This is a genomic window from Marinobacterium sp. xm-m-383, assembly GCF_013283255.1.
GTDB lineage: Bacteria > Pseudomonadota > Gammaproteobacteria > Pseudomonadales > Balneatricaceae > Marinobacterium_E.
The window spans coordinates 62,286-83,383 of record NZ_WBYT01000004.1 but is presented as its reverse complement, the minus strand read 5'-3'; the positions used below and the strand labels follow the sequence as shown (position 1 = coordinate 83,383).

The 21,098-nt window shown below is 49.9% G+C and carries 20 protein-coding genes; 14 read left to right on the top strand and 6 right to left on the bottom strand.

Features of this window, described 5'->3' with window-relative positions; all coding sequences use genetic code 11:
- Positions 1–4: 4 nt before the first annotated feature.
- Positions 5–610 carry an SCP2 domain-containing protein gene (locus XMM383_RS07865; RefSeq protein WP_173482773.1) on the top strand — a complete coding sequence of 202 codons (606 nt, stop codon included), beginning with the start codon at positions 5–7 and terminating at the stop codon, positions 608–610.
- On the opposite strand, the gene XMM383_RS07860 is transcribed toward XMM383_RS07865, so the two are convergent.
- The 3 genes from XMM383_RS07860 to XMM383_RS07850 all read right to left on the bottom strand — a co-directional run bounded on the left by XMM383_RS07860 (position 607) and on the right by XMM383_RS07850 (position 2,992).
- Complete coding sequence (locus XMM383_RS07860; RefSeq protein ID WP_173480095.1) at positions 607–1,020, bottom strand: CopD family protein; 414 nt, start codon at positions 1,018–1,020, stop codon at positions 607–609. The two genes, XMM383_RS07865 and XMM383_RS07860, sit on opposite strands and share 4 nt — an antisense overlap.
- A gap of 17 nt (positions 1,021–1,037) precedes the next feature.
- Positions 1,038–1,739 carry an SDR family NAD(P)-dependent oxidoreductase gene (locus tag XMM383_RS07855; RefSeq protein WP_173494953.1) on the bottom strand — a complete coding sequence of 234 codons (702 nt, stop codon included), beginning with the start codon at positions 1,737–1,739 and terminating at the stop codon, positions 1,038–1,040.
- Positions 1,740–1,804: 65 nt separating this feature from the next.
- On the bottom strand, positions 1,805–2,992 hold the full coding sequence (locus tag XMM383_RS07850) for an MFS transporter (protein ID WP_173482775.1): 1,188 nt from the start codon (positions 2,990–2,992) through the stop codon (positions 1,805–1,807).
- Between the two features lie 111 nt (positions 2,993–3,103).
- Between XMM383_RS07850 and XMM383_RS07845 the strand changes: the two genes are divergently transcribed.
- The 3 genes from XMM383_RS07845 to XMM383_RS07835 all read left to right on the top strand — a co-directional run bounded on the left by XMM383_RS07845 (position 3,104) and on the right by XMM383_RS07835 (position 5,542).
- Positions 3,104–3,385 (top strand): pyrimidine/purine nucleoside phosphorylase, encoded by a 282-nt coding sequence (locus XMM383_RS07845; RefSeq protein ID WP_173480092.1) that lies wholly within the window; start codon positions 3,104–3,106, stop codon positions 3,383–3,385.
- Positions 3,386–3,606: 221 nt separating this feature from the next.
- On the top strand, positions 3,607–4,839 hold the full coding sequence (gene serA, locus XMM383_RS07840; protein ID WP_173494952.1) for a phosphoglycerate dehydrogenase: 1,233 nt from the start codon (positions 3,607–3,609) through the stop codon (positions 4,837–4,839).
- 127 nt (positions 4,840–4,966) lie between these two features.
- Entirely contained in the window at positions 4,967–5,542 is a 576-nt protein-coding gene (locus XMM383_RS07835) for a cysteine dioxygenase (RefSeq protein ID WP_173482777.1), read from the top strand.
- Positions 5,543–5,548: 6 nt separating this feature from the next.
- Here XMM383_RS07835 and XMM383_RS07830 read toward each other — a convergent pair whose 3' ends face one another.
- On the bottom strand, positions 5,549–6,436 hold the full coding sequence (locus XMM383_RS07830; RefSeq protein WP_254443109.1) for an AraC family transcriptional regulator: 888 nt from the start codon (positions 6,434–6,436) through the stop codon (positions 5,549–5,551).
- Between the two features lie 199 nt (positions 6,437–6,635).
- On the opposite strand from XMM383_RS07830, the gene XMM383_RS07825 reads away from it, so the two are divergent.
- The 7 genes from XMM383_RS07825 (at position 6,636) to XMM383_RS07795 (ending at position 16,585) form a co-directional block, all read left to right on the top strand.
- The gene (locus XMM383_RS07825) at positions 6,636–8,129 is read left to right on the top strand and encodes a CoA-acylating methylmalonate-semialdehyde dehydrogenase (protein WP_173482779.1); all 1,494 of its coding nucleotides are present in this window, start codon (positions 6,636–6,638) and stop codon (positions 8,127–8,129) included.
- Between the two features lie 42 nt (positions 8,130–8,171).
- Positions 8,172–9,329 carry an acyl-CoA dehydrogenase family protein gene (locus XMM383_RS07820; RefSeq protein ID WP_173482780.1) on the top strand — a complete coding sequence of 386 codons (1,158 nt, stop codon included), beginning with the start codon at positions 8,172–8,174 and terminating at the stop codon, positions 9,327–9,329.
- 10 nt (positions 9,330–9,339) lie between these two features.
- Positions 9,340–10,116 (top strand): enoyl-CoA hydratase, encoded by a 777-nt coding sequence (locus XMM383_RS07815; protein ID WP_173482781.1) that lies wholly within the window; start codon positions 9,340–9,342, stop codon positions 10,114–10,116.
- 9 nt (positions 10,117–10,125) lie between these two features.
- Complete coding sequence (locus XMM383_RS07810; RefSeq protein ID WP_173482782.1) at positions 10,126–11,223, top strand: enoyl-CoA hydratase/isomerase family protein; 1,098 nt, start codon at positions 10,126–10,128, stop codon at positions 11,221–11,223.
- 50 nt (positions 11,224–11,273) lie between these two features.
- Positions 11,274–12,164 (top strand): 3-hydroxyisobutyrate dehydrogenase, encoded by an 891-nt coding sequence (mmsB, locus tag XMM383_RS07805; RefSeq protein ID WP_173482783.1) that lies wholly within the window; start codon positions 11,274–11,276, stop codon positions 12,162–12,164.
- 60 nt (positions 12,165–12,224) lie between these two features.
- Positions 12,225–14,111 (top strand): propionyl-CoA synthetase, encoded by a 1,887-nt coding sequence (locus tag XMM383_RS07800; protein WP_173482784.1) that lies wholly within the window; start codon positions 12,225–12,227, stop codon positions 14,109–14,111.
- Positions 14,112–14,419: 308 nt separating this feature from the next.
- On the top strand, positions 14,420–16,585 hold the full coding sequence (locus tag XMM383_RS07795; protein WP_173482785.1) for a malate synthase G: 2,166 nt from the start codon (positions 14,420–14,422) through the stop codon (positions 16,583–16,585).
- Between the two features lie 43 nt (positions 16,586–16,628).
- On the opposite strand, the gene XMM383_RS07790 is transcribed toward XMM383_RS07795, so the two are convergent.
- Positions 16,629–17,300: a 2OG-Fe(II) oxygenase gene (locus XMM383_RS07790; RefSeq protein ID WP_217361966.1), complete on the bottom strand. Its 672-nt coding sequence runs from the start codon at positions 17,298–17,300 to the stop codon at positions 16,629–16,631.
- Positions 17,301–17,376: 76 nt separating this feature from the next.
- Between XMM383_RS07790 and XMM383_RS07785 the strand changes: the two genes are divergently transcribed.
- Both XMM383_RS07785 and dbpA read left to right on the top strand, forming a co-directional pair.
- Positions 17,377–18,219 carry an NAD-dependent protein deacetylase gene (locus tag XMM383_RS07785; protein WP_173494951.1) on the top strand — a complete coding sequence of 281 codons (843 nt, stop codon included), beginning with the start codon at positions 17,377–17,379 and terminating at the stop codon, positions 18,217–18,219.
- Between the two features lie 51 nt (positions 18,220–18,270).
- Positions 18,271–19,656, top strand: a complete 1,386-nt coding sequence (dbpA, locus tag XMM383_RS07780) for an ATP-dependent RNA helicase DbpA (protein ID WP_173480087.1) — start codon at positions 18,271–18,273, stop codon at positions 19,654–19,656.
- Here the strand turns inward: dbpA and XMM383_RS07775 are convergent.
- A complete protein-coding gene (locus XMM383_RS07775; RefSeq protein WP_173480086.1) occupies positions 19,653–20,636 on the bottom strand; it encodes a serine/threonine protein kinase in 984 nt (327 codons plus the stop codon). The genes dbpA and XMM383_RS07775 overlap by 4 nt on opposite strands.
- 96 nt (positions 20,637–20,732) lie before the next feature.
- On the opposite strand from XMM383_RS07775, the gene XMM383_RS07770 reads away from it, so the two are divergent.
- Positions 20,733–21,062 carry a hypothetical protein gene (locus tag XMM383_RS07770; protein WP_173480085.1) on the top strand — a complete coding sequence of 110 codons (330 nt, stop codon included), beginning with the start codon at positions 20,733–20,735 and terminating at the stop codon, positions 21,060–21,062.
- Positions 21,063–21,098: the final 36 nt, after the last annotated feature.

Here is a 21,098-nt window from a genome sequence, read left to right as displayed (position 1 = left end):
GTTTATGAATCTGATCGATGCGACTCTGACAGGCTCCATTGAATCAGCGATAAACGCTTATCTATCCACTCGTCCTAGCGCTCGTAACACTCTAAACAAGCTTGCAGGTCAGAGTTTAGGAATCACACTACTGCCACAAGAGCTGAGGATCACACTGATTTTCAGCGATGATCAAGTCAGCGTCATGCGTGAATACGACGCCGAACCGACCACTCATTTAACCGGATCAGCCTCAGATTTGCTGAAGCTGCTGAATGACCCCAATAGTGTGATGTTCGGTCAAGGGGTTGAGGTTAAAGGCGATTCCGCTCTGCTACAACGCCTCTCTCACGCGTTCGATAACCCAACCCTCGACTGGGAAGATTGGTTAGCTGAACAGATCGGTGATCTACCGGCCGCTATGATCATGAAGCCGATTAATCAGTCTCTAGAGTGGGCAAATAGCAGTCGTCAAACACTGACAACGACCGCTAAAGAGTATCTCCAAGAGGAGATCAACCTATTGCCAACGCGCGTCGAGTTTGAGGGATTTATTGACGACGCTCGCCAACTCAAACAAAAAGCTGAGCTGCTAGAGCGCCGTTTAAAGGCTTTGTTGAAAGACTCTTAAAACGGCTTCACAACAACAAAGATGAGAATCGGTACGAATATGAGCAGCGGTAATTCATTGAAGAGTCGAAAGTAGCGTCCACTCTGAGTCAGCTCGTCTCGCTTTAATCTCTGCAAGTAAGAGCGACACCAGAAGTGGAAACCGATCAAAAAGCCGACAAACAACAATTTTGCGTGCATCCAGCCACCACTAAAGCCATACCCCAACCATAACCAGAGCCCTAAGCCGAGTGTAAATATCGCCATTATGGTCATGAAACCATAGAGTTTTGACGCCATAATCGACAAACGCGCAACATCTTGACCCGCTGCCTTACCCTCAACATAGTGCACAAATATGCGTGGAAGATAGAAAATACCAGCCATCCAACTCGTCATCGCCAGAATGTGAAACATCTTAATCCAAAGCATAAAAACTCCTTAATGGCTTACCAGGGGATTGAAGAGCCATCCCAAGCTAAAAATTGACCACTATGCCCCCCGCGGGCGCTCTCCATAACATCCAACAGTGCACTGGCAGCAAAGGTGGTAGTGAAGAGTTTACCTTCCGGCACTCTTGCCTGAAAGGGCCTAGAGAGCTCTGTATCAGTTGTGCCTGGATGTAGCGCCAACAGCTGAACCTTAGGGTGCGTTCTTGCAAGCTCAATACTGAGCGTTTTGATCAACATATTCAGTGCCGCTTTCGACGCTCGATAACCATACCAGCCACCCAATTGGTTATCAGAAATGCTGCCAACTCTCGCTGAAAGAAATGCGATCTGCAGTTCGGACTGTCGAGGAATCAGTCGCATCAGTTTAGCCAAGAAAGCCATAGGGCCGAGGGCATTGACCTGCATAACTTGAGTCATCCAATCAAGATCCATTTCGCGCAGAGACTTCTCCGGACGTTGGGTCTCATTGTGAAGCAGACCTTGAGAAAAAATGATTCTAGCGGGATTAAATTCAAGCGCTTTCAACTGATCGATACAGGGCTGAAAGGTACTAGCATCGGTTAAATCTAAGACTAACGGTTCGTCACCCGCTGAAGATCGGGTAGTTTGAAGCACTCGGGTTTCAGAGTGGCGAACAGCGGACTGTTCAGCAAACGCCTGACCAATACCGCCACTGCCAATTATTAAAAGATCTGCCATGGTGCACCCAAAAATAAAAGGTACGCGCTAAGTAGCGTTCTGGATGCAAACAGTCCGCAGGTTCACTAACCCGCAACTGCCTGACGCTTTCTCTCTAAGCGAAGAGAGTAGCTAAAGGTGAGAACTAAAACGATCAAAGAGCCTAAAATCACACCCGGCCAGTGCCAGATCGACCAGAAGGGCTGGAGATAGAAGCTACCCAAACTCGCGCCTAGATAGTAAAAGAGCAGATAGAGTGAAGAGGCGCTCGCTTTGGCGTGTGTTGCCTGCTTACTGACCCAACTACTGGCGGTAGAGTGGCTAAAGAAGAAGCCAAAGCTATTAATTAAGAAACCGATAATGATCATTGGAAGCGATTCAAACAGCGTGACACAACTACCCAACGCTAAAATGGCAATGCCTAACGCCATCGCTCTAGGCTGAGAGAGGTAGTCTGACACTTTGCCTGAGATGGCTGAACCAAAGGTGCCCGTCAGATAGGTTAAGAACAGCATGCCTAATAGACTAGCAGGCAAGTTGTAGGGTTCATCCGCTAAAACGAAGGTAATGTAGCTGTACTGATTAATGAAGATAAAGAAGTTGAGGCCACCAATCAGATAAGCGCTCAGCAGCATCGGATTGGAGAGATGATCTCCCATTGATCGTAACATCGGTCCAACTCTCAAAGGCCTAGATTCAAATCGTTTCGATGCTGGCAGCAGATAGACAAAGGTCACCACACAGGCCAGGCTAATCATCGCCATCACCAAAAAGGCGCCTTGCCAACCTAGGGATTCACCCACGAAACCACCAATTAAACGTCCGCCAATTCCTCCAAGAGTATTACCACCAATATAGAGGCCAACCGCCAATGAGAGTGCGCGGGGAGTAAATTCATCGTTCATATAGGCGATGGCAATGGCAGGCAATCCACCCAACAGAAGCCCTTGAGCGGCACGTAAAACGAGCAGCTGGTTGTAACCCTCGACCTGACTCAACGCAAAACCGCAGCCCATCACGCCAGCCAAGGTCAAAATCATGATGCCACGCCGCCCTAGAGAGTCCGACAGTGCACCGTAGAACAACAAGGAGAGACCCAAGGTCAGCGTTGTAATGGTAAAGGTCCAACTTGCCTCTAGTGCCGAGACCTGGAACTCTTCGGCTAGAGTCGGAAGAAGTGGCTGAGTGATGTAAACATTGGCAAAAATCATGAATGACCCCAAACAGAGGGCCAGAGTGGCGCGCCAATATTCGCGACTGTTCGCTTCAATCATGGTTTATCTGCAATCCTTGCAATGAATGGGCGAAGCCTACTCCTTTAGATCGGTAGTGACAAACCCTGCAACTCTGAATACTATTTGCGTTCAATTTTTTAGGAGACACCCATGCTGTCAGTTAACTCTTACTTTGATGACAATGTTAAATCGATCGGCTTCGAATCAGCTGACGGTCCTGTGACCTCTGGTGTTATGGCACCGGGTGAATATACGTTCGGCACTAGCCAGAATGAAGTAATGAAAGTGGTACATGGTGAACTGGTTGTTCGCCTACCTGAAGCGACTGAGTTCCAAAGCTTCCCAGCTGGCAGTCAGTTCAATGTTCCCGCTAACAGCTCATTTGATGTCAAAGTAGCCACAGCAACCGCTTACCTTTGCTACTACAGCTAAGCAACATTTTTAAAAGGCCCTCTTCTTACAGAGGGCTTTTTTATTCCTAAAGCGTTCACCCAGAAGACAATAGCGCCCTTTAATAAAAATAATTCAGCTTAACCTGAGAATATTTCGCTCACTACGATTGTATAAAAGCCGACCAATCGCCCCTTTGTGCTATAATCGCGCCCCTAAATTTTTAAGCCCTAGTGGTTAAACCTCAGAATCGAGTGGCAAAAATGAGCAAAGAGACGTCTCTAGAAAAAGGCAAAATTAAAATTCTTCTATTGGAAGGTGTGCACCAGTCAGCCGTTGATACATTGAACGCGCAAGGCTACACCAACATCGAGTTCCACACTGGCTCACTTCCAGAAGAGGAACTACTAGAACGCATCGCTGATGCTCATTTCGTTGGCATTCGCTCACGCACTCAACTGACTGAGAAAGTGTTTGATGCAGCAGAAAAATTGGTCGCTGTTGGCTGTTTCTGTATCGGTACCAACCAGGTTGATCTGCAAGCGGCGACTGAGCGCGGCGTAGCCGTCTTCAACGCACCTTACTCAAACACGCGCTCTGTCGCTGAACTGGTTCTTGCTGAAACCATCATGCTGATGCGTGGTGTGCCAGAGAAGAACGCGGTTGCTCACCGTGGCGGCTGGCAGAAAACGGCTAAAAATAGCTACGAAGTGCGTGGGAAGAAGCTGGGGATTATTGGTTACGGCAGCATCGGTTCTCAGCTGAGTGTGATGGCTGAAGGTTTGGGAATGGATGTCTACTTCTATGACGTCATCACTAAGCTACCACTTGGTAACGCGAAACAGGTAGGCACACTGCATGAACTTTTGGGTATGTGTGATGTTGTTTCACTTCACGTACCCGAGACGGCGGCTACTCAGAACATGATGGGCCCTATTCAGTTTGAAGCGATGAAGCAGGGCTCGATCCTAATCAACGCGGCTCGCGGCACTGTCGTTGATATTGATGCGCTATGCGAAACGCTTGAGAGCGGCAAACTGCTGGGTGCTGCAATTGACGTATTCCCAGTTGAACCACGTTCAAATGATGATGAGTTCATCAGCCCACTGCGCCAGTTCGACAACGTCATCCTGACGCCACACGTCGGTGGTTCGACAATGGAAGCGCAGATGAACATCGGCTATGAAGTGGCAGAAAAGCTCGTTAAATACTCTGACAACGGTTCATCAATTACCTCTGTTAACTTCCCAGAAGTAGCACTTCCTGGCCACAACAATGCACACCGCCTACTTCACGTGCACAAAAACGTGCCTGGCGTGCTGTCGAAAATCAACAACATCTTCTCTGAAAATGACATCAACATTGTGGGTCAGTACCTTCAGACCAACGAGAAAGTTGGCTACGTTGTAATCGATGTTGACGCTGATAGCTCAAAAATTGCTATTGAAAAACTCTCTGAGATTGACGGCACAATTCGCTGTCGCCGACTCTTTTAAGTCGGTTCAACAGAGTGACGAAAGCCCAGCCTTGCTGGGCTTTTTCAGTTTTAGGGGCTCGATGAGCCCCTTTTTTTTATCGCTGCGAGCGTTTACATTGGACACAACATAATAAAAAGGAACCGTGATGAATCGCCAAATAGTAGCCGGAAAAATGGGGCGCTTTGTAGAAAAGATGAATGATCTGTTGTTACTCAAACCCGATGAGGAGCAGATGCTTGATCATGCCAGTATCTACCTTGGTAAGCTGGTGGAGGAGGATGACTGGCTCCCCGAGAGCTGCACGATTCCAAACCCAGAGCACTATCAGCAGTATCTTCTTTATCGCGACCCAGAAGAGCGCTTCAGTGTCGTGAGTTTTGTCTGGGGTCCGGGACAAAAGACGCCCGTTCATGACCATACTGTCTGGGGTCTAATCGGCATGTTACGCGGCGGCGAAGTAGAACAACGTTTTGAAATAGCGGATGGCAAGGTGATACCGGGCGAAATCCATGAGTTAAAACCAGGTGATGTCGGTCTTGTATCACCCACCATTGGCGATGTCCATCAGGTCGCCAACGCTTCACAGGATGAAGTTTCAATCAGTGTGCACGTCTATGGTGCCGATATCGGTAAGGTGAGTCGCCATGTATATACCGAAGCCGGCGAAACGAAAACATTCATCTCGGGCTACACCAATAACGAATTGCCCGACCTATATTAATACCCTTCAAAGAGGTGGTATGCGCGCCTGGCTTAGCACATAGGAAAACCCCTGAGTACGAGAAAGTCGGTACTGGCTGGGCGACACCCCCATCTGTTTTCTGAACAGACGCGAGAAATAGTAAGCATCCTCATACCCCACTGCATAGGCGACCTCTTTGATCTCGTTTGTGGTGGTATCTAAGAGGTGACAGGCGCGCTCTATCTTCAGCTGGATAAAACGGTTAATCGGTGTGGTACCTGTCATTTCTCGGTAGCGCTTAACAAAGTGGTATTTTGACAGATTCACACTCGCTGCCAGGGTATCCAAATCCAACCTCTCATGCACATGCGCCTGCATCAGCGAGTGGATCTGATCAAGGCGCCAGCCATCGCGGGTCTCTTTAGCAGCTTTGAGCGGTCGCAACACAGTAATATGTGTCAGGATCTGGCGTAATTGGTTCGCAGCAAACAAATGCGTATTCATATCTTGAGCTGAGCTTCGCGCCTCCAGCAGCGTTTCGAAATCCACTACCAGTTGCGATTGAACGCCAATTGACTCCAGGAAGTACCCGAGATCTTCTTGCTCGCCAATCGCGTGTTCAAAAAACGCCAACGCCAGCTCTCCGTGGAAATGAACCCAGTATATGGTCCAGGGCTGAGTGTCATCCGAATGATAAGCATGGGAGATTCCCTGTGGTACCAAAAGCAGATCGCCTGCGTTAATAGGCGTGTCTGAGTCTCCAACACGAAAACGTCCCTGCCCCTCTATACAGTAAATCAGCAGAAAATCGTCATGCTCTTCTCGCAGCATGCTATGGCCCTGAGCCTTGCGGTAATAGCCCATAGCCAGCGGGTAGAGACCGCGACTCAATGCGGACTCACCGAGCCCCTCGACAATACGCCGCGGGATCATGTAACGGATACTTTCAGGCGGCAGGGGCCAGTTTGAGGGCCGACTCATCTAACAACTCTAATACGAATGACTTACTAAAAACCACAAGATAGTCCATTAATAGAGCAATATTGTCAATCCGCAGAGAGCTATCTGGCTGGTAAAAATAGAACTACAGATTGATTACAACATTCGATAACAAAAAGAACAGGACTATCTCATGACTCAACGCGTACCGCTTTTTATCAATGGCGAAATGATCCAGAGCCGTTCAGACAACTTTATCTCGGTAACCGATCCAGCCACCCAGAATGTAATTGCTGAAGTGCCTTGCGCGACTCACGATGAGGTCGAAGACGCAATCAGCGCAGCGATGACCGCTTTTGAAACCTGGAAAGAGACACCGGTCGGTGAACGAGCTCGATTGATGCTGCGCTACCAAGCACTGCTAAAAGAGCATCATGACGAGATCGCCACACTACTATCCAGCGAGACTGGAAAAACCTTCGAGGATGCAAAAGGTGATGTATGGCGAGGCATTGAAGTGGTTGAGCATGCCTGCAACATTGCCTCACTGTCGATGGGCGAAACGGTCGAGAATGTTGCACGCAAAATCGACTGCTACAGCATCACCCAGCCCTTGGGCGTTTGCGTAGGTATCACTCCGTTCAACTTTCCCGCGATGATCCCACTCTGGATGTTCCCGATGGCAATCACCTGCGGTAACACCTTCGTATTGAAGCCCTCAGAGCAGGATCCTCTGACCCCCATGCGACTTGCAGAATTGTTCCAGGAAGCAGGTGCTCCAGCCGGGTTGCTTCAAGTGGTTCACGGCACAAAGGAGGTGGTCGATCAGCTACTGACCCATAAAGATACTCCAGCGATATCTTTTGTTGGATCGGTAGCGGTTGGGGAGCATATCTATCGTACCGGGACTGAGCATCTTAAGCGGGTTCAGGCATTTGCGGGTGCTAAAAACCATATGGTCATCATGCCCGATGCCTCTAAAAATCAGGTAATTAACAATCTGGTAGGAGCTTCAGTAGGAGCCGGCGGTCAGCGATGCATGGCGATCTCAGTGGCCGTATTCGTCGGACAGGCAAAAGAGTGGATCCCAGAACTTCGCGAAGCGATGATGAAGGTTCGCCCTGGCACTTGGAATGATCCTGATGCGGGTTATGGACCGCTTATCAATCCAGGTGCGCGCCAGAGAGTGCTTGATTTTATCCAGCAGGGTAAGGATGCCGGTGCAGACTGTATCCTCGATGGGAGTGACTGTACCGTCGAAGGATTCCCAGATGGAAACTGGGTAGGTCCAACCCTTTTCCGAAACGTAACTACAGAGATGTCGATCTATCAAGAGGAGATTTTCGGACCGGTGCTCTGCGCGATTGAGGTCGATTCAATTGATGATGCCATCGAGATGATCAACGCAAACCCTTACGGCAATGGTACCTCTATCTTTACCGCCTCTGGAGCAGCTGCTCGCAAATACCAGCATGAAATCAAAGTGGGTCAGGTCGGCATCAACGTTCCGGTCCCTGTGCCGCTACCAATGTTCTCTTTCACTGGTTGGCGTAAGTCCTTCTACGGGGATCAGCATGCGTATGGTAAGCAGGCTGTTAAGTTCTATACCGAGACAAAGACCGTCACTGCGCGCTGGTTTGAAGATGATATCGACACTGGGGTTAATACCACGATTCAGCTAAAGTAATGGGTCAAATCACAGAATAATAACGATAAAGAGGACGAATTGATGGATTTTGAATTAAATGAAGATCAGATCGCCTTTGCTGATCTTGCACGCAACTTTGCTAAGAAAGAGTTTGAGCCCAATGCCGCTCACTGGGACGAAGAGCAAATATTTCCGGTCGAAGCGCTAAAAAAAGCGGGCGAGCTGGGTCTCTGTGGCCTATATGCACCCGATGATATTGGGGGACTGGGTCTTAGCCGCCTTGATGCCAGCATCATATTTGAAGAGCTGGCGATGGGCTGCACCTCTACCACCGCGTTTCTGACCATTCATAATATGGTCGCCTGGATGATCGCGAAGTTTGGGAATGCAGAGACCCGCGAGCACTGGTGTCCGGGACTGACAGCTGGTGATATCTTTGGATCCTACTGCCTGACAGAACCCAATGCGGGTTCTGATGCGGGTTCGCTTAAAACCAGCGCCAAGCGCGAGGGCGATGACTACCTAATCAACGGCAGCAAAATCTTTATCTCCGGTGCCGGTGCAACGGATGTCCTAATTGTTATGGCGAGAACTGGGGAAGCTGGTCCAAAAGGGATCTCAGCCTTTGCCGTCGATGCCAAAACTAATGGGATCAGTTACGGGCGCAAAGAACAGAAGATGGGCTGGAACTCGCAACCCACTCGAATGATTACTTTTGAGGATGTTCGGGTTCCTGCTTCTGCAATGCTCGGCAACGAGGGCGATGGCTTTAAAATAGCGATGAAAGGTCTGGATGGCGGGCGTATCAATATCGGCGCCTGCTCGATCGGCACCGCTCAGGCCGCTCTGCAGAGAGCAAGAGACTACCTGCTTGAACGCAGCCAGTTTGGTAAAACACTGAGCAACTTTCAGGCGCTTCAGTTTAAGCTTGCCGACATGACAACCCAGTTGGTCGCAGCTCGCCAAATGATCCGCATGGCGGCTAGCCGTTTGGATACTGAACACCCCGACCGTACCACTTACTGCGCGATGGCCAAGCAGTTTGCGACCGACGCAGGTTACACCGTTACAGACGAAGCGCTTCAGATCTTCGGGGGCAATGGCTATATCAAGGAGTACCCGATGGAGCGATACCTGCGTGACAACCGGGTCCACCGTATTCTTGAAGGCACCAACGAAATTATGCGTCTGATTATTGCGCGCCGCGCACTGATGCAGGATACCAGCGAGCTGTTATAAGGAAATTAAGATGTCTGACGCACTTATACTCGAAAAACAGGGCCACACAGCCATAATCACCATGAACAATCCGCCGGCCAACACCTGGACGGTGGAAAGCCTCAAGCTTTTGAGCGAAACAGTGGATCAACTCAACGCTGATAGAGAGATCTTCGCATTGGTTTTGCGCTCTGATAGTGAAAAATTCTTTTGCGCGGGCGCCGATCTAAACCTGTTTGCAGATGGCGACCGATCAATGGCGAGGGATATGGCACGCGGCTTTGGTGAGGCTTTCGAAGCACTTTCCAACTTCCGCGGTGTCTCAATTGCAGCGGTCAACGGCTTTGCAATGGGCGGTGGGCTTGAGGTTGCACTCGCCTGCGATATCCGTGTTGCTGAAGAGCAAGCTCAGATGGCTCTTCCCGAAGCAAAAGTTGGTCTACTCCCTTGTGCGGGCGGCACTCAAAACCTGACCATGCTGGTTGGCGAGGGATGGGCAAAGCGGTTGATTATCCTCGGCGAACGCATTAAAGCACCCAAAGCGCATGAGATTGGACTCGTAGAGGAGCTTGTGGCAACCGGCCAGTCGTTCAAACGTGCACTAGAACTCGCAAGACAGGCTGAACAACAAAGTCCTATGTCAATCGCCGCGTGTAAGCAGCTGATTCAGAACAACCGCACTCAACACTGGGAAGCTGGCTATCGCTTAGAGCGTGAACTCTTCGTTGACCTGTTCTTCACAGAAGATCAGCGCGAGGGGGTCAATGCATTCCTTGAGAAACGTGCTCCCGAATGGAAAAACAGCTAAGGACTATCGATGAGTAGCGTACTTTTTACCGAACACCCAACCAAGGACGGGCATAAGATTCTAGAGGTTTCGCTCAATGCTAAGCGTTCACTGAATGCTTTAACTCTGGAGATGATCGAGCTAATCGAACCGCGTCTCGAGAGTGCTGCAAATGACAAACAGATAAAAGCGGTGATTCTGACCAGTGCGGGTGAGAAAGCCTTTTGCGCAGGGGGCGATGTGGTCAACCTGTATAAGTCGATTACCTCTGGTGAGAACGCAAATTTTCCACTCGACTACTTTACAGCAGAGTATCGACTCGACTACACCATCCACACTTTCCCCAAACCGATTATCTGCTGGGGTAGCGGTATCGTGATGGGCGGTGGCATGGGGCTAATGAATGGCTGTAGTCACCGTGTGGTCACTCAGAGCTCACACATGGCGATGCCCGAAGTCACAATCGGGCTCTATCCGGATGTGGGCGGGTCTTTCTTCCTCAATCGAATGCCTGGCCGAACGGGATTGTTCCTCGGACTAACAGGCAACCCTATCTATGCCGCTGATGCGCTTTTTCTAGGGCTGGCTGACCGTTTTATCGACTCAGCAAAATATGATGAGCTAGTTTCGAGCCTTCAAGCCGCTGACTGGAACACTGATGCAGACGTCTGCGTAACTCGTGTTCTTCGTCGCTTAGAGCAGGCATCTCAGGCCAATTACCGGGATGAATCCCCTATTCAGGATCACTTCGACTTTATCCAAAAGATCACCGACCAGGATTCATTAGTGGATTTGATGGAGGCAATGAAAGTCCTTGTGAGTGATGATCCCTGGATTCAACGCTCTCAAAAAGCGATTACTCATGGCTCTCCACTGTCGGTTCATCTGATTGCAGAGCAGCTTAAACGCTCTCGTCACCTATCGCTAAAAGAGGTCTTTCTGGCGGAACTGGTGCTATCTGTACAGTGCTGCCGTCATCGCGAGTTCCCCGAAGGTGTTCGAGCGCTCCTCGTCGATAAAGACAGAAACCCAGACTGGACCTACAAATCGGTTGAAGAGGTTGAAGCCAGTTTTGTTAATAAGTTCTTTGAATCACCATGGGAAACTCACCCTTTGGCGGCAATCTAGAGAATAGAAACGGATCAAACTCCAAAAAATAAAGATAAAAAGGATAGATTATGGCAACAATAGGATTTATTGGGCTGGGCAACATGGGCGGCCCTATGGCGATCAACCTGGTTAAAGCTGGCCATAAGGTCAAAGTATTTGACCTCTCTGAAGAATCGATTGCACGGGTTGTCAGCGAAGGCGCACAGTCATCAACCTCAGCCGTGGACCTGGTAAAAGGCGCCGAGTTTGTAATCACGATGCTACCGGCCGGTAAGCATGTCGAAGGACTCTTTCTCACTGGTGATCAGCCGCTTTTTGATGAGGTCGAACCCAACGCGCTGATTATTGATAGCTCCACCATTGATGCTGAAACCGCTAGACGTGTCTCCGCGGCGGGTGCCAAGCGTGGTATTGAATTTATCGATGCCCCGGTATCTGGCGGTGTTGGAGCCGCGACGGCCGGCACGCTGGCATTTATGGTTGGGGGGAGCGAATCTCAGTTTGAGCGAGCCAAACCGATCTTAGAGGGGATGGGTAAAAACATCTTCCGCGCCGGTGATTCAGGTGCAGGGCAAATCGCCAAATGCTGCAACAACATGTTGCTGGCAATCCATATGGCCGGAACTGCAGAAGCACTGAATATGGGCGTGCGCAATGGTCTAGACCCAGCCGTACTCTCAGAAATTATGAAGCAGAGTTCAGGTAACAACTGGTCGTTACAGGTCTACAACCCCTACCCAGGAGTGATGCCAAATGTTCCCTCCTCTAATAGTTACCAGGGCGGTTTTCAGGTTGATCTGATGTTCAAAGATCTTGGACTGGCGATGGATGTCAGCCAACAGAGCACTTCCCCCACTCCCATGGGATCTGCAGCGCGTGCTCTGTTCTCGCAACACAAGAGCAACGGAAATGGCGGATTAGACTTCTCCAGCATCTTGAAGCTCTATCAAAATGAGTAACTGTTAAAAGGCGGCTTCAACAGCCAGAATCATAAAAAAATAACAATAAAGGATTACAAGATGAGATACGAAGATGAGTACCAGACTGCGCTGGACAATCCAGAAGCTTATTGGGCAGCGCAAGCAGACAGAATCGCTTGGTTTAAGAAGCCAGAGACGGTTCTTCATGAAACAGAATTTGGCACCTACAATTGGTACGCTGATGGTGAGCTAAACAGCTGTTATCTGGCACTAGACCGTCAGATTGAACAAGGGCGTGGCAATCAGGTTGCGCTCTACTATGATTCGCCCGTCAGCAACACCAAAGAAGCGATCACCTATCAGGATCTTCTCACCAGAGTTTCACGATTTGCCGGTGCACTTAAAGCCTGTGGTGTCAGCAAAGGTGATACCGTGCTGATCTACATGCCTATGATACCTGAAGCCGCCGTAGCAATGCTGGCGTGCGCACGACTCGGCGCAGTGCATTCAGTCGTCTTTGGTGGGTTTGCACCCAATGAGATGGCGATCCGTATTGATGATGCCAGCCCCAAAGTAATTTTAACCGCTTCGTGCGGTATTGAGTTTGATAAGCAGATCGCTTACAAACCATTGGTTGATCAGGCGATCGATCAGGCGACGCACAAACCCGCACACACCATCGTATGCCAACGACCAATGTTGCAAGCTGAACTGGATCAGGCCTGGGATCTCGACTGGTACGAGATTCAGCAAGAGGCGGAACCGGCAGATTGTGTAACGGTTAAGGGTTCAGACCCGCTCTATATTCTCTACACCTCTGGCACAACGGGACAGCCAAAAGGGATCGTGCGCGATAACGGAGGTCATGCGGTTGCACTGAGATATGCACTAAACAACGTCTACGGCATGGAAGCGGGCGATGTCTGGTGGGGCGCATCCGATATCGGCTGGGTTGTCGGACACTCTTTTATTGTTTACGGCCCCCTTATGGGCGGCTGCTCTGCAATATTCTTTGAGGGAAAACCGATCAAAACACCCGATGCGGGCACATTTTGGCGCGTAATTGATGAGTATCGCGTTAATTCAATGTTTTGTGCACCGACAGCTTTTCGAGCAATACGCAAGGAAGACCCGAAGGCAGATTTATCGAAACAGTATGATCTTAGCAGCCTGAAATGGGTGTTTGTCGCCGGTGAGAAATTGGACTCATCCACCTATTCATGGCTATCAGAGCTGCTTAAGGTTCCGGTGATTGATCACTGGTGGCAAACCGAAACCGGCTGGCCAATGACTGCACCGATGATGGGCTGGGAAAACCCTTCTGAGGTCCGACTGGGCTCGACCAACAAACCGATTCCGGGCTATAACATTATGGTACTAGATGATGCGGGCATTCCGGTCGAGGCCGAATCAACCGGGAATATCTGTGTCAGCCTGCCGATGCCACCGGGTGTTGCCTGGAGTATCTGGAACAACAATGACCGCTACCGGACCTCCTATCTCGAAGCATTCCCAGGTTACTATCATACGGGCGATGGCGGATTTAAAGACTCCGAAGGGTATATCTACATCACAGGGCGTACTGACGATGTAATTAATGTTTCTGGACACCGTCTCTCGACCGGTGAGATGGAGGAGGTTCTCTCTGGACACTCTGCAGTGGCCGAGTGCGCTGTAATCGGCGTTAATGACGATTTAAGAGGACAACTTCCGCTAGGATTGGTTGTACTGAAAGCAGGAGAGAGTATTGCTGAAGAGACGCTGGTCGAGGAGTTAACTGCAATGGTGCGCGACCAGGTCGGAGCAGTAGCTTGTTTCCGTCAGGCACTGATTGTTCAGCGACTTCCAAAAACTCGTTCAGGTAAGGTGCTGCGTGCTGTGCTGAGGAAGATTGCAGCGAATGAGAGCTATACAATGCCCTCGACAATCGATGATCCGGCCATACTCACCGAGATAGATCAGAACCTGAGATCAGCAGGCTTCTGAAAAGCTCAAACACAGGGGAGTGCGTCAAGCGCACCCTCCTTTAAAATCCCTTTATTGTGAAAAGTCCCCGATAAAGAACGTTGGCTTTGTCAGCAGTGTAAAAAGCCCAGCCTTGCTGGGCTTTTTTATTTCCAATTCCACACTATGAAATAACGACTAATTTTCCACAGTATGAAATAGAACATTTCACACTTGAGACTAAAGGTGGGTTACATATATATGGCAGTCGTTTAATGTTGCATAGCACAATTTGAAACCGCGACCCTTCGGCGACACAGAGCCGGCCAACGCGAAACTCAGGAGTAATTATGATTCAACGTACCGAAGTAAATGGCCTACAGGTCGCAACAGAACTCTACACCTTCGTTAACGAAGAAGTCCTTCCAGGCACAGGCGTCAGCACTGATGCTTTTTGGAGCTCATTTGCATCAATTATTCATGACTTAGCGCCTCGTAACCGCGAATTACTCGCTAAGCGTGACCAGATCCAAGAGCAGATGGATGAGTGGTACCGCGCACATCAAGGCGGTTACGACTTTGCTGAATACAAGGCCTTCCTAAAAGAGATCGGTTACCTGGTTGAAGAGGGTCCTGATTTTAAGATTACAACCTCTAACGTCGATCCTGAAATGGCGACCATGGCCGGCCCACAGCTCGTGGTTCCTGTTATGAATGCTCGTTTTGCATTGAACGCAGCTAACGCACGTTGGGGCAGCCTTTACGATGCACTGTACGGTACGGATGCGATCTCGACTGATGGCGGTGCAGAGATTACGAAAGCTTACAACCCAGCACGTGGTGCAAAAGTCATCGCTTTTGGTCGAGACTTCCTAAATGAATCGGCACCCCTTGCTTCAGGCTCACATGCTGATGTGACCGCTTACACCATTGTGGATGGCGCACTGGTTGCCACCATTGATGGCAACGCCGTTGCACTGGCAAACCCTGAGCAGTTTGTCGGCTACAAAGGTGATACAGCAGCACCAGAATCCATCCTACTGATCAACAACGGTTTGCATTTTGAAATCCAGATCGACGCTTCTCACCAGATCGGTTCAGAGGACAAAGCTGGCGTTAAAGACATTGTGATGGAGTCGGCTCTAACGACCATCATGGACTGTGAAGACTCTGTTGCAGCAGTTGATGCCGAAGATAAAACTCTGGTTTACCGCAACTGGTTAGGTCTTATCAAAGGCACACTGAGCGAAACGATCGAAAAAGGTGGTCAATCATTCACTCGTACTGTAAACGGCGATCGTGAATACACCAGCAAAGATGGTCAGCCAATGGCACTTAAAGGTCGATCTTTGATGTTCGTTCGTAACGTTGGCCACCTAATGACCAACAACGCAATCATCGATAAAGATGGCAACGAAGTGCCTGAAGGCATCATGGATGGCATGATCACTTCAACCATCTCTATCCACGACGTGAAGCACAACGGTAAGTTCAACAACACTGTGACTGGATCTATCTACATCGTTAAACCGAAGATGCATGGTCCTGAAGAGGTTGCTTTCACAAACGAGCTTATGGGCCGTGTTGAGCAGGCTCTGGGACTTGAAGAGAACACAATCAAAGTCGGCATCATGGACGAAGAGCGTCGCACAACGATCAACTTGAAAGAGTGTATCCGTGCAGCGAGCTCACGTGTTGTGTTTATCAACACAGGTTTCCTTGATCGCACCGGCGACGAGATCCACACCTCGATGGAAGCAGGCCCAATGATTCGCAAAGGCGATATGAAAGCAGCTTCTTGGATTGCGGCTTACGAAAATTGGAACGTGGATATCGGTCTTGCATGCGGTCTAAGCGGCAAAGCACAGATCGGTAAGGGCATGTGGGCGATGCCAGATCAGATGGCCAACATGCTGGATCAGAAGATCGGTCACCCGATGTCTGGTGCAAACACTGCATGGGTTCCTTCACCAACAGGCGCTACACTACACGCCCTTCACTACCACAAGGTTGATGTGTTCGGCCGCCAGGAAGAGTTGGCGAAGCGTGAGCGCGCTTCTCTAGACGATATCCTAACCATCCCTGTAGAGCGCAACCCACAGTGGAGTGCTGAAGAGATCCAGGCAGAGCTGGATAACAACGCACAGGGTATCCTTGGCTACGTTGTTCGTTGGGTTGATTCAGGTATCGGTTGTTCGAAAGTACCAGACATCAATGATGTTGGTCTAATGGAAGACCGCGCAACGCTGCGTATCTCATCACAGCACATCGCTAACTGGATCCGTCATGGCATCTGCACAGAAGCACAAGCGATGGAGACTCTAAAGCGTATGGCCGCTGTTGTAGATCGCCAAAATGCGAACGATCCAACTTACACACCACTGTGTGACGACATCGACAACAACATCGCATTCAAAGCGGCGTGTGACCTAGTTATCGATGGCTGCAAACAGCCAAACGGCTACACAGAGCCAGCACTACACGCACGTCGTCTAGAGCTGAAAGCTGCTCGCTAATAGACAGCACTGCAAAAAAAACGGGCCACCATGGCCCGTTTTTTTATCTTGGCGGATCGACACGATCTAAGGTTGATCCATTTACTCGGTACCAGCCAGCTATGGAGTAACGATCTCGGTTTGCGGGGAGCACTTCGTGAGGGAACTCTTCACTTAAAAACAGAACAACCGTACCCATCAGCGGTGTGACTTTAAGTCCTTCGGTGTCGGCATCGTTTTGATAAAGCACCAGCTCGCCACCATCCTCTGGTCCCCAGTTTGGGTTTAGGTAGACGACCATCGACAGCACTCTGTTACGCTGATCTCGGAACGCATCGTAGTGGCGCTTATAGAAGTCACCGGCAGAGTAGTGTGCCAAATGGCTCTCAAACGAAAATAGGCCTAAAAATAGACGACGATTCAAATAACTTTGTAAACGATTCGCCCAGGCCAACCAACGGGCGCCTATGGGGGTTTCGCCGGTAAACCAACAGATACGATCTGTGCGCACAAATTCATTCTGCATGTGTTGATTTTGACGGCCAATACCCGCAACAGTGAACTCAGTTTCATCCAGGCCGTATAACTGTTCGCAGATATCTTGTCCGAGCTCTACCGGCAGTGACGCGGGGCAGATCGCATAGCCTTGGCTTTGAAGGTTGTTCGCGATCTGTTCAAATAGAACCTCTTCATCGGCATAGGATTGCAATTCGGTAAGGGGCTGAGCAGGCATCATAGGTATGAACTCAAAAAGATAAGAGATGCATTTCATTCCTAAATCGAGGAATAAGCAAGCTTTTAGAGAGCAATTAATGACAAGATTTAACCCTCAGAGCCAACAGCTGGCCGACTTTATAGAGCGATACCCAAAACTGTTCATACTAACGGGAGCGGGCATCAGTACTGGCTCAGGCATTCCGGCTTATCGCGATGCGGAGGGTAACTGGCAATCGCCTCCACCGGTGCAGCATGGTCAATTCATCAGTCAATTGGGGGTACGCCAACGCTACTGGGGAAGAAGTTTAGCCGGTTGGCATACCATGCGTGATGCTCAGCCGAGTAACGCACACAAAATATTGGCCGCACTTGAGAAGCAGAACCTCGTTGAACTGCTGGTGACCCAAAACGTCGATCGTCTGCATCAAAAGGCGGGCAGCAAGAAGGTGGTCGATCTGCATGGCCGTGCTGATATTGTGGCGTGCATTGAGTGTGATCATGAGATTACCCGAGACGAGATGCACCAGTGGTGTCGTCGTGAAAATCCAGAGTTTAACGTCCCGCTCTCGTCGCCAAGACCCGATGGGGATGCTGACCTTGAAGCCTACTTTAGTCACTTCAATGTGCCGAACTGCCCTGATTGTGGTGGCGTCATGAAGGCACGAGTGGTCTATTTTGGCGATAACGTTCCCAAGGAGACGGTCTTCAGTGCGATTGATGCTTTGGAGGGGTCAGATGCGCTGCTCTGTATTGGCACTTCACTACAGGTGTTCTCCGGATTTCGCTTTAACCGCCATGCACGGCAACATCAGATTCCACAAGCGGCGCTGACGCAAGGAGTGACTCGTGCCGATGAGATGCTAGACCTCAAAATCGATGCTGAGATTAATCACACCCTTGAAGAGGTCGCTAATCTGCTTGGAATAGATTGGCGCTAGTTGATATCAGCTCTGGTATACTTCGCGCACTATCAAGTTGAAGGCATACCCGTGAGCAAATCTAAATCGTTCAAATCCCTCCCCCTTTCTGAAGGCCAGTTAAACAATTTGGCTTCGATCGGCTACGAGTCGATGACCGAGATCCAAGCTGAAAGTCTTCCTTACAGCCTTGAGGGTACTGATCTGCTTGCACAAGCGGCCACGGGAAGTGGTAAAACATTGGCCTTTGGTCTGCCACTGGTGGAGCGCCTAGAGCCCAAACGTTTCTGCATTCAGGCGTTAGTGCTATGCCCAACACGCGAATTGGCCGGCCAGGTCGCCGATGAGCTTCGTAAACTCGCGCGCCACCCCGGTAATATCAAGATCTTATCACTCTGCGGTGGCCAACCTATCGGCCCGCAAATTGGTTCACTAGAGCACGGAGCACACATCATCGTCGGTACACCGGGGCGAATCGTTGATCACCTGCGCAAACGTACTCTCGATCTATCACAAGTCTCAACACTGGTGTTTGATGAAGCGGATCGTATGCTCGATATGGGTTTCCAAGATGACCTAGATCGTATCCTTGGCCAAATGCCGAAAGATCGCCAGACACTTCTGTTTTCGGCTACCTACCCTGAGAACATCCAAGCACTGAGTAAAGAGTATCAGCGCAACCCTAAAGAGGTGCGCATCGCTGCCAAAGATCCCGATATCAGCACGATTAAGCATCGTGCCTACCAGTGCGATCGAACTCAAATGGGGCAAGGCACTTTGGCGGTATTGACGTCCGTAATGCCGGAATCCGCCATCATCTTCTGTAATACCAAAGAGAGCTGTAACCAGTTAGGGCAAGAGCTACGCTCTTACGGTCTAAAAGCGGGCGTGTTGCATGGTGACATGGAACAACGTGATCGTGATCAGGTACTAATTCGCTTCAGTAACGGCACTTTAAGATTTTTGATCGCCACGGATGTTGCCGCACGTGGTTTGGATATCGACTCGGTTGATCTGGTACTCAATGCCAGCCTGCCCGGAGATTCAGCTGTCTACACACATCGCTGTGGCCGAACTGGCCGTGCTGGTCGTAAGGGCCAAGCCATCTCTCTGGTCGGCGCTAAAGATGGATTCCGTTTAGAGAAGATCAATACAGCAGTTGGTTTGTCACTGGAAGCTAAACCGATGCCCCGCCCACAGATTAACAATGTGATTAAACTGCAATCGAACCTGCGCACCATTGCGATCTCAATGGGTCGCAAGAATAAGATTCGCCCCGGAGACATTGTCGGTGCTCTAACCGCAACAAAAGAGATCAAAGGCGATCAGATCGGCAACATTACCGTACAAGACTTCAACAGCTACGTAGCCGTGCCAAGAACACTGGCTGATCGTGCTGTCGAGATCCTGCGCCAGCGTCCTCTTAAAGGGAAGCCAGCACGAGCTCGTAAGATCTAAAGCAGTTTCAGTACAGGCTCATCGAGGGCTGAGAGCTGCACTTTAAGATCGAGCAGATGCTCACCCCAGTAGCGCTCTGTGTTAAACCATGGGAAGGCTTTGGGGAAAGCGGGGTCATCCCAACGTTTTGCGATCCAAGCAGCGTGGTTCATCATTCTGAGTGTTCTAAGTGGCTCTACAAGGTTGAGCTCGCGAGGATTGAACTCAAAGAACTCTTCATAGCCGGCAATCACTTCACTCAGTTGCATCTCCATCTGATGGCGCTCGCCCGTCAAAAGCATCCAGATATCCTGAATAGCGGGAGCCATACGCGCGTCATCGAAATCCACGAAGTGCGGTCGATCATCACGCCAAAGTACATTGCCACTGTGACAATCCCCGTGCACACGAATGGATTCAAGGTCTGAATAGTCTGAGAAACGCTGCTCTACCCTCTCGAGCACCTCTTGTGAGATCGACTCGTAGGCTGCACGGAGGTTCTGTGGAATATGTTCAGACAGTAGCAACTCTCGACTCTGCCAGCCGTAGCTATCGACATCTAAAGAGGGCCTCTCTTTAAACGGCTTAGCTGCGCCAACTGCGTGTATTTGGCCCAGAGCGACACCCAACTGATAAAGGTGTTCAGGATCATCCAGTTCAGGAGCCCTTCCTCCTCGTCGTGGAAAGAGGGTGAAACGAAACTGATCAAAGTTGAGCAGGCTCTCTCCTTCGCTGTTTTTAAGGGGTGCAACGACAGAGATATCGGCATCAGCCAACTCAAAACAGAAATCATGCTCCTCTTGGATTTGCGCATCACTCCATCGGTTCGGGCGGTAAAACTTGGTAATCAAGGGTTCAGCTTGATCGATGCCAACTTGATAGACGCGGTTTTCGTAACTGTTTAACTCAAGAATACGGAAATCACTCAGCCACCCCTGAGACTCAACCGCATCGATGACACGATCAGGCGTCATTGAGTAGAAGGGGGTTTTGCTGTCCATCTTATGGCTCCATCGTTCGGTTATGACGGTATTCTATCATTGCGCCAATCGATTCAGCGTGATGAAACGTAACTATATTCAATTAAGGATCAGATCATGCGCAGAACAACCGATTATCAGCTCAACATAACCGAGGGGACAGGCTGGCCAGAGACCCCTTTCGTCGTCTACTCTTCAACGATCAATGGCAACTCTGATCTACTGGAGTTACTGGGTGAACACCTGCGCAAGATGGGACTGCAGCGAGAGTGGCAATCCCTTCAGATCGTCGATCATCATACCCACCAACAGGGCCTACAAACGCTACACAGTTTTGAAGTGAACTATGAGCAGCTAGAAGCGGGACAGATGGAGTATTTCAGTGCGGTCATCTGGTACGACATCACCGAGCCCTGGAGTAAGTTGCATACAGAATCCATACACTAGAGACAAAAAAGGAGGCCTAAGCCTCCTTGATATCCA

Excerpts from the sequence above, each read along its gene's own strand:
- XMM383_RS07865 (WP_173482773.1), top strand. The coding sequence starts at position 5 with ATGAATCTGATCGATGCGACTCTGACAGGCTCCATTGAATCAGCGATA.
- XMM383_RS07860 (WP_173480095.1), bottom strand. The coding sequence starts at position 1,020 with ATGCTTTGGATTAAGATGTTTCACATTCTGGCGATGACGAGTTGGATG.
- XMM383_RS07855 (WP_173494953.1), bottom strand. The coding sequence starts at position 1,739 with ATGGCAGATCTTTTAATAATTGGCAGTGGCGGTATTGGTCAGGCGTTT.
- XMM383_RS07850 (WP_173482775.1), bottom strand. The coding sequence starts at position 2,992 with ATGATTGAAGCGAACAGTCGCGAATATTGGCGCGCCACTCTGGCCCTC.
- XMM383_RS07845 (WP_173480092.1), top strand. The coding sequence starts at position 3,104 with ATGCTGTCAGTTAACTCTTACTTTGATGACAATGTTAAATCGATCGGC.
- serA (WP_173494952.1), top strand. The coding sequence starts at position 3,607 with ATGAGCAAAGAGACGTCTCTAGAAAAAGGCAAAATTAAAATTCTTCTA.
- XMM383_RS07835 (WP_173482777.1), top strand. The coding sequence starts at position 4,967 with ATGAATCGCCAAATAGTAGCCGGAAAAATGGGGCGCTTTGTAGAAAAG.
- XMM383_RS07830 (WP_254443109.1), bottom strand. The coding sequence starts at position 6,436 with ATGATCCCGCGGCGTATTGTCGAGGGGCTCGGTGAGTCCGCATTGAGT.
- XMM383_RS07825 (WP_173482779.1), top strand. The coding sequence starts at position 6,636 with ATGACTCAACGCGTACCGCTTTTTATCAATGGCGAAATGATCCAGAGC.
- XMM383_RS07820 (WP_173482780.1), top strand. The coding sequence starts at position 8,172 with ATGGATTTTGAATTAAATGAAGATCAGATCGCCTTTGCTGATCTTGCA.
- XMM383_RS07815 (WP_173482781.1), top strand. The coding sequence starts at position 9,340 with ATGTCTGACGCACTTATACTCGAAAAACAGGGCCACACAGCCATAATC.
- XMM383_RS07810 (WP_173482782.1), top strand. The coding sequence starts at position 10,126 with ATGAGTAGCGTACTTTTTACCGAACACCCAACCAAGGACGGGCATAAG.
- mmsB (WP_173482783.1), top strand. The coding sequence starts at position 11,274 with ATGGCAACAATAGGATTTATTGGGCTGGGCAACATGGGCGGCCCTATG.
- XMM383_RS07800 (WP_173482784.1), top strand. The coding sequence starts at position 12,225 with ATGAGATACGAAGATGAGTACCAGACTGCGCTGGACAATCCAGAAGCT.
- XMM383_RS07795 (WP_173482785.1), top strand. The coding sequence starts at position 14,420 with ATGATTCAACGTACCGAAGTAAATGGCCTACAGGTCGCAACAGAACTC.
- XMM383_RS07790 (WP_217361966.1), bottom strand. The coding sequence starts at position 17,300 with ATGATGCCTGCTCAGCCCCTTACCGAATTGCAATCCTATGCCGATGAA.
- XMM383_RS07785 (WP_173494951.1), top strand. The coding sequence starts at position 17,377 with ATGACAAGATTTAACCCTCAGAGCCAACAGCTGGCCGACTTTATAGAG.
- XMM383_RS07775 (WP_173480086.1), bottom strand. The coding sequence starts at position 20,636 with ATGGACAGCAAAACCCCCTTCTACTCAATGACGCCTGATCGTGTCATC.
- XMM383_RS07770 (WP_173480085.1), top strand. The coding sequence starts at position 20,733 with ATGCGCAGAACAACCGATTATCAGCTCAACATAACCGAGGGGACAGGC.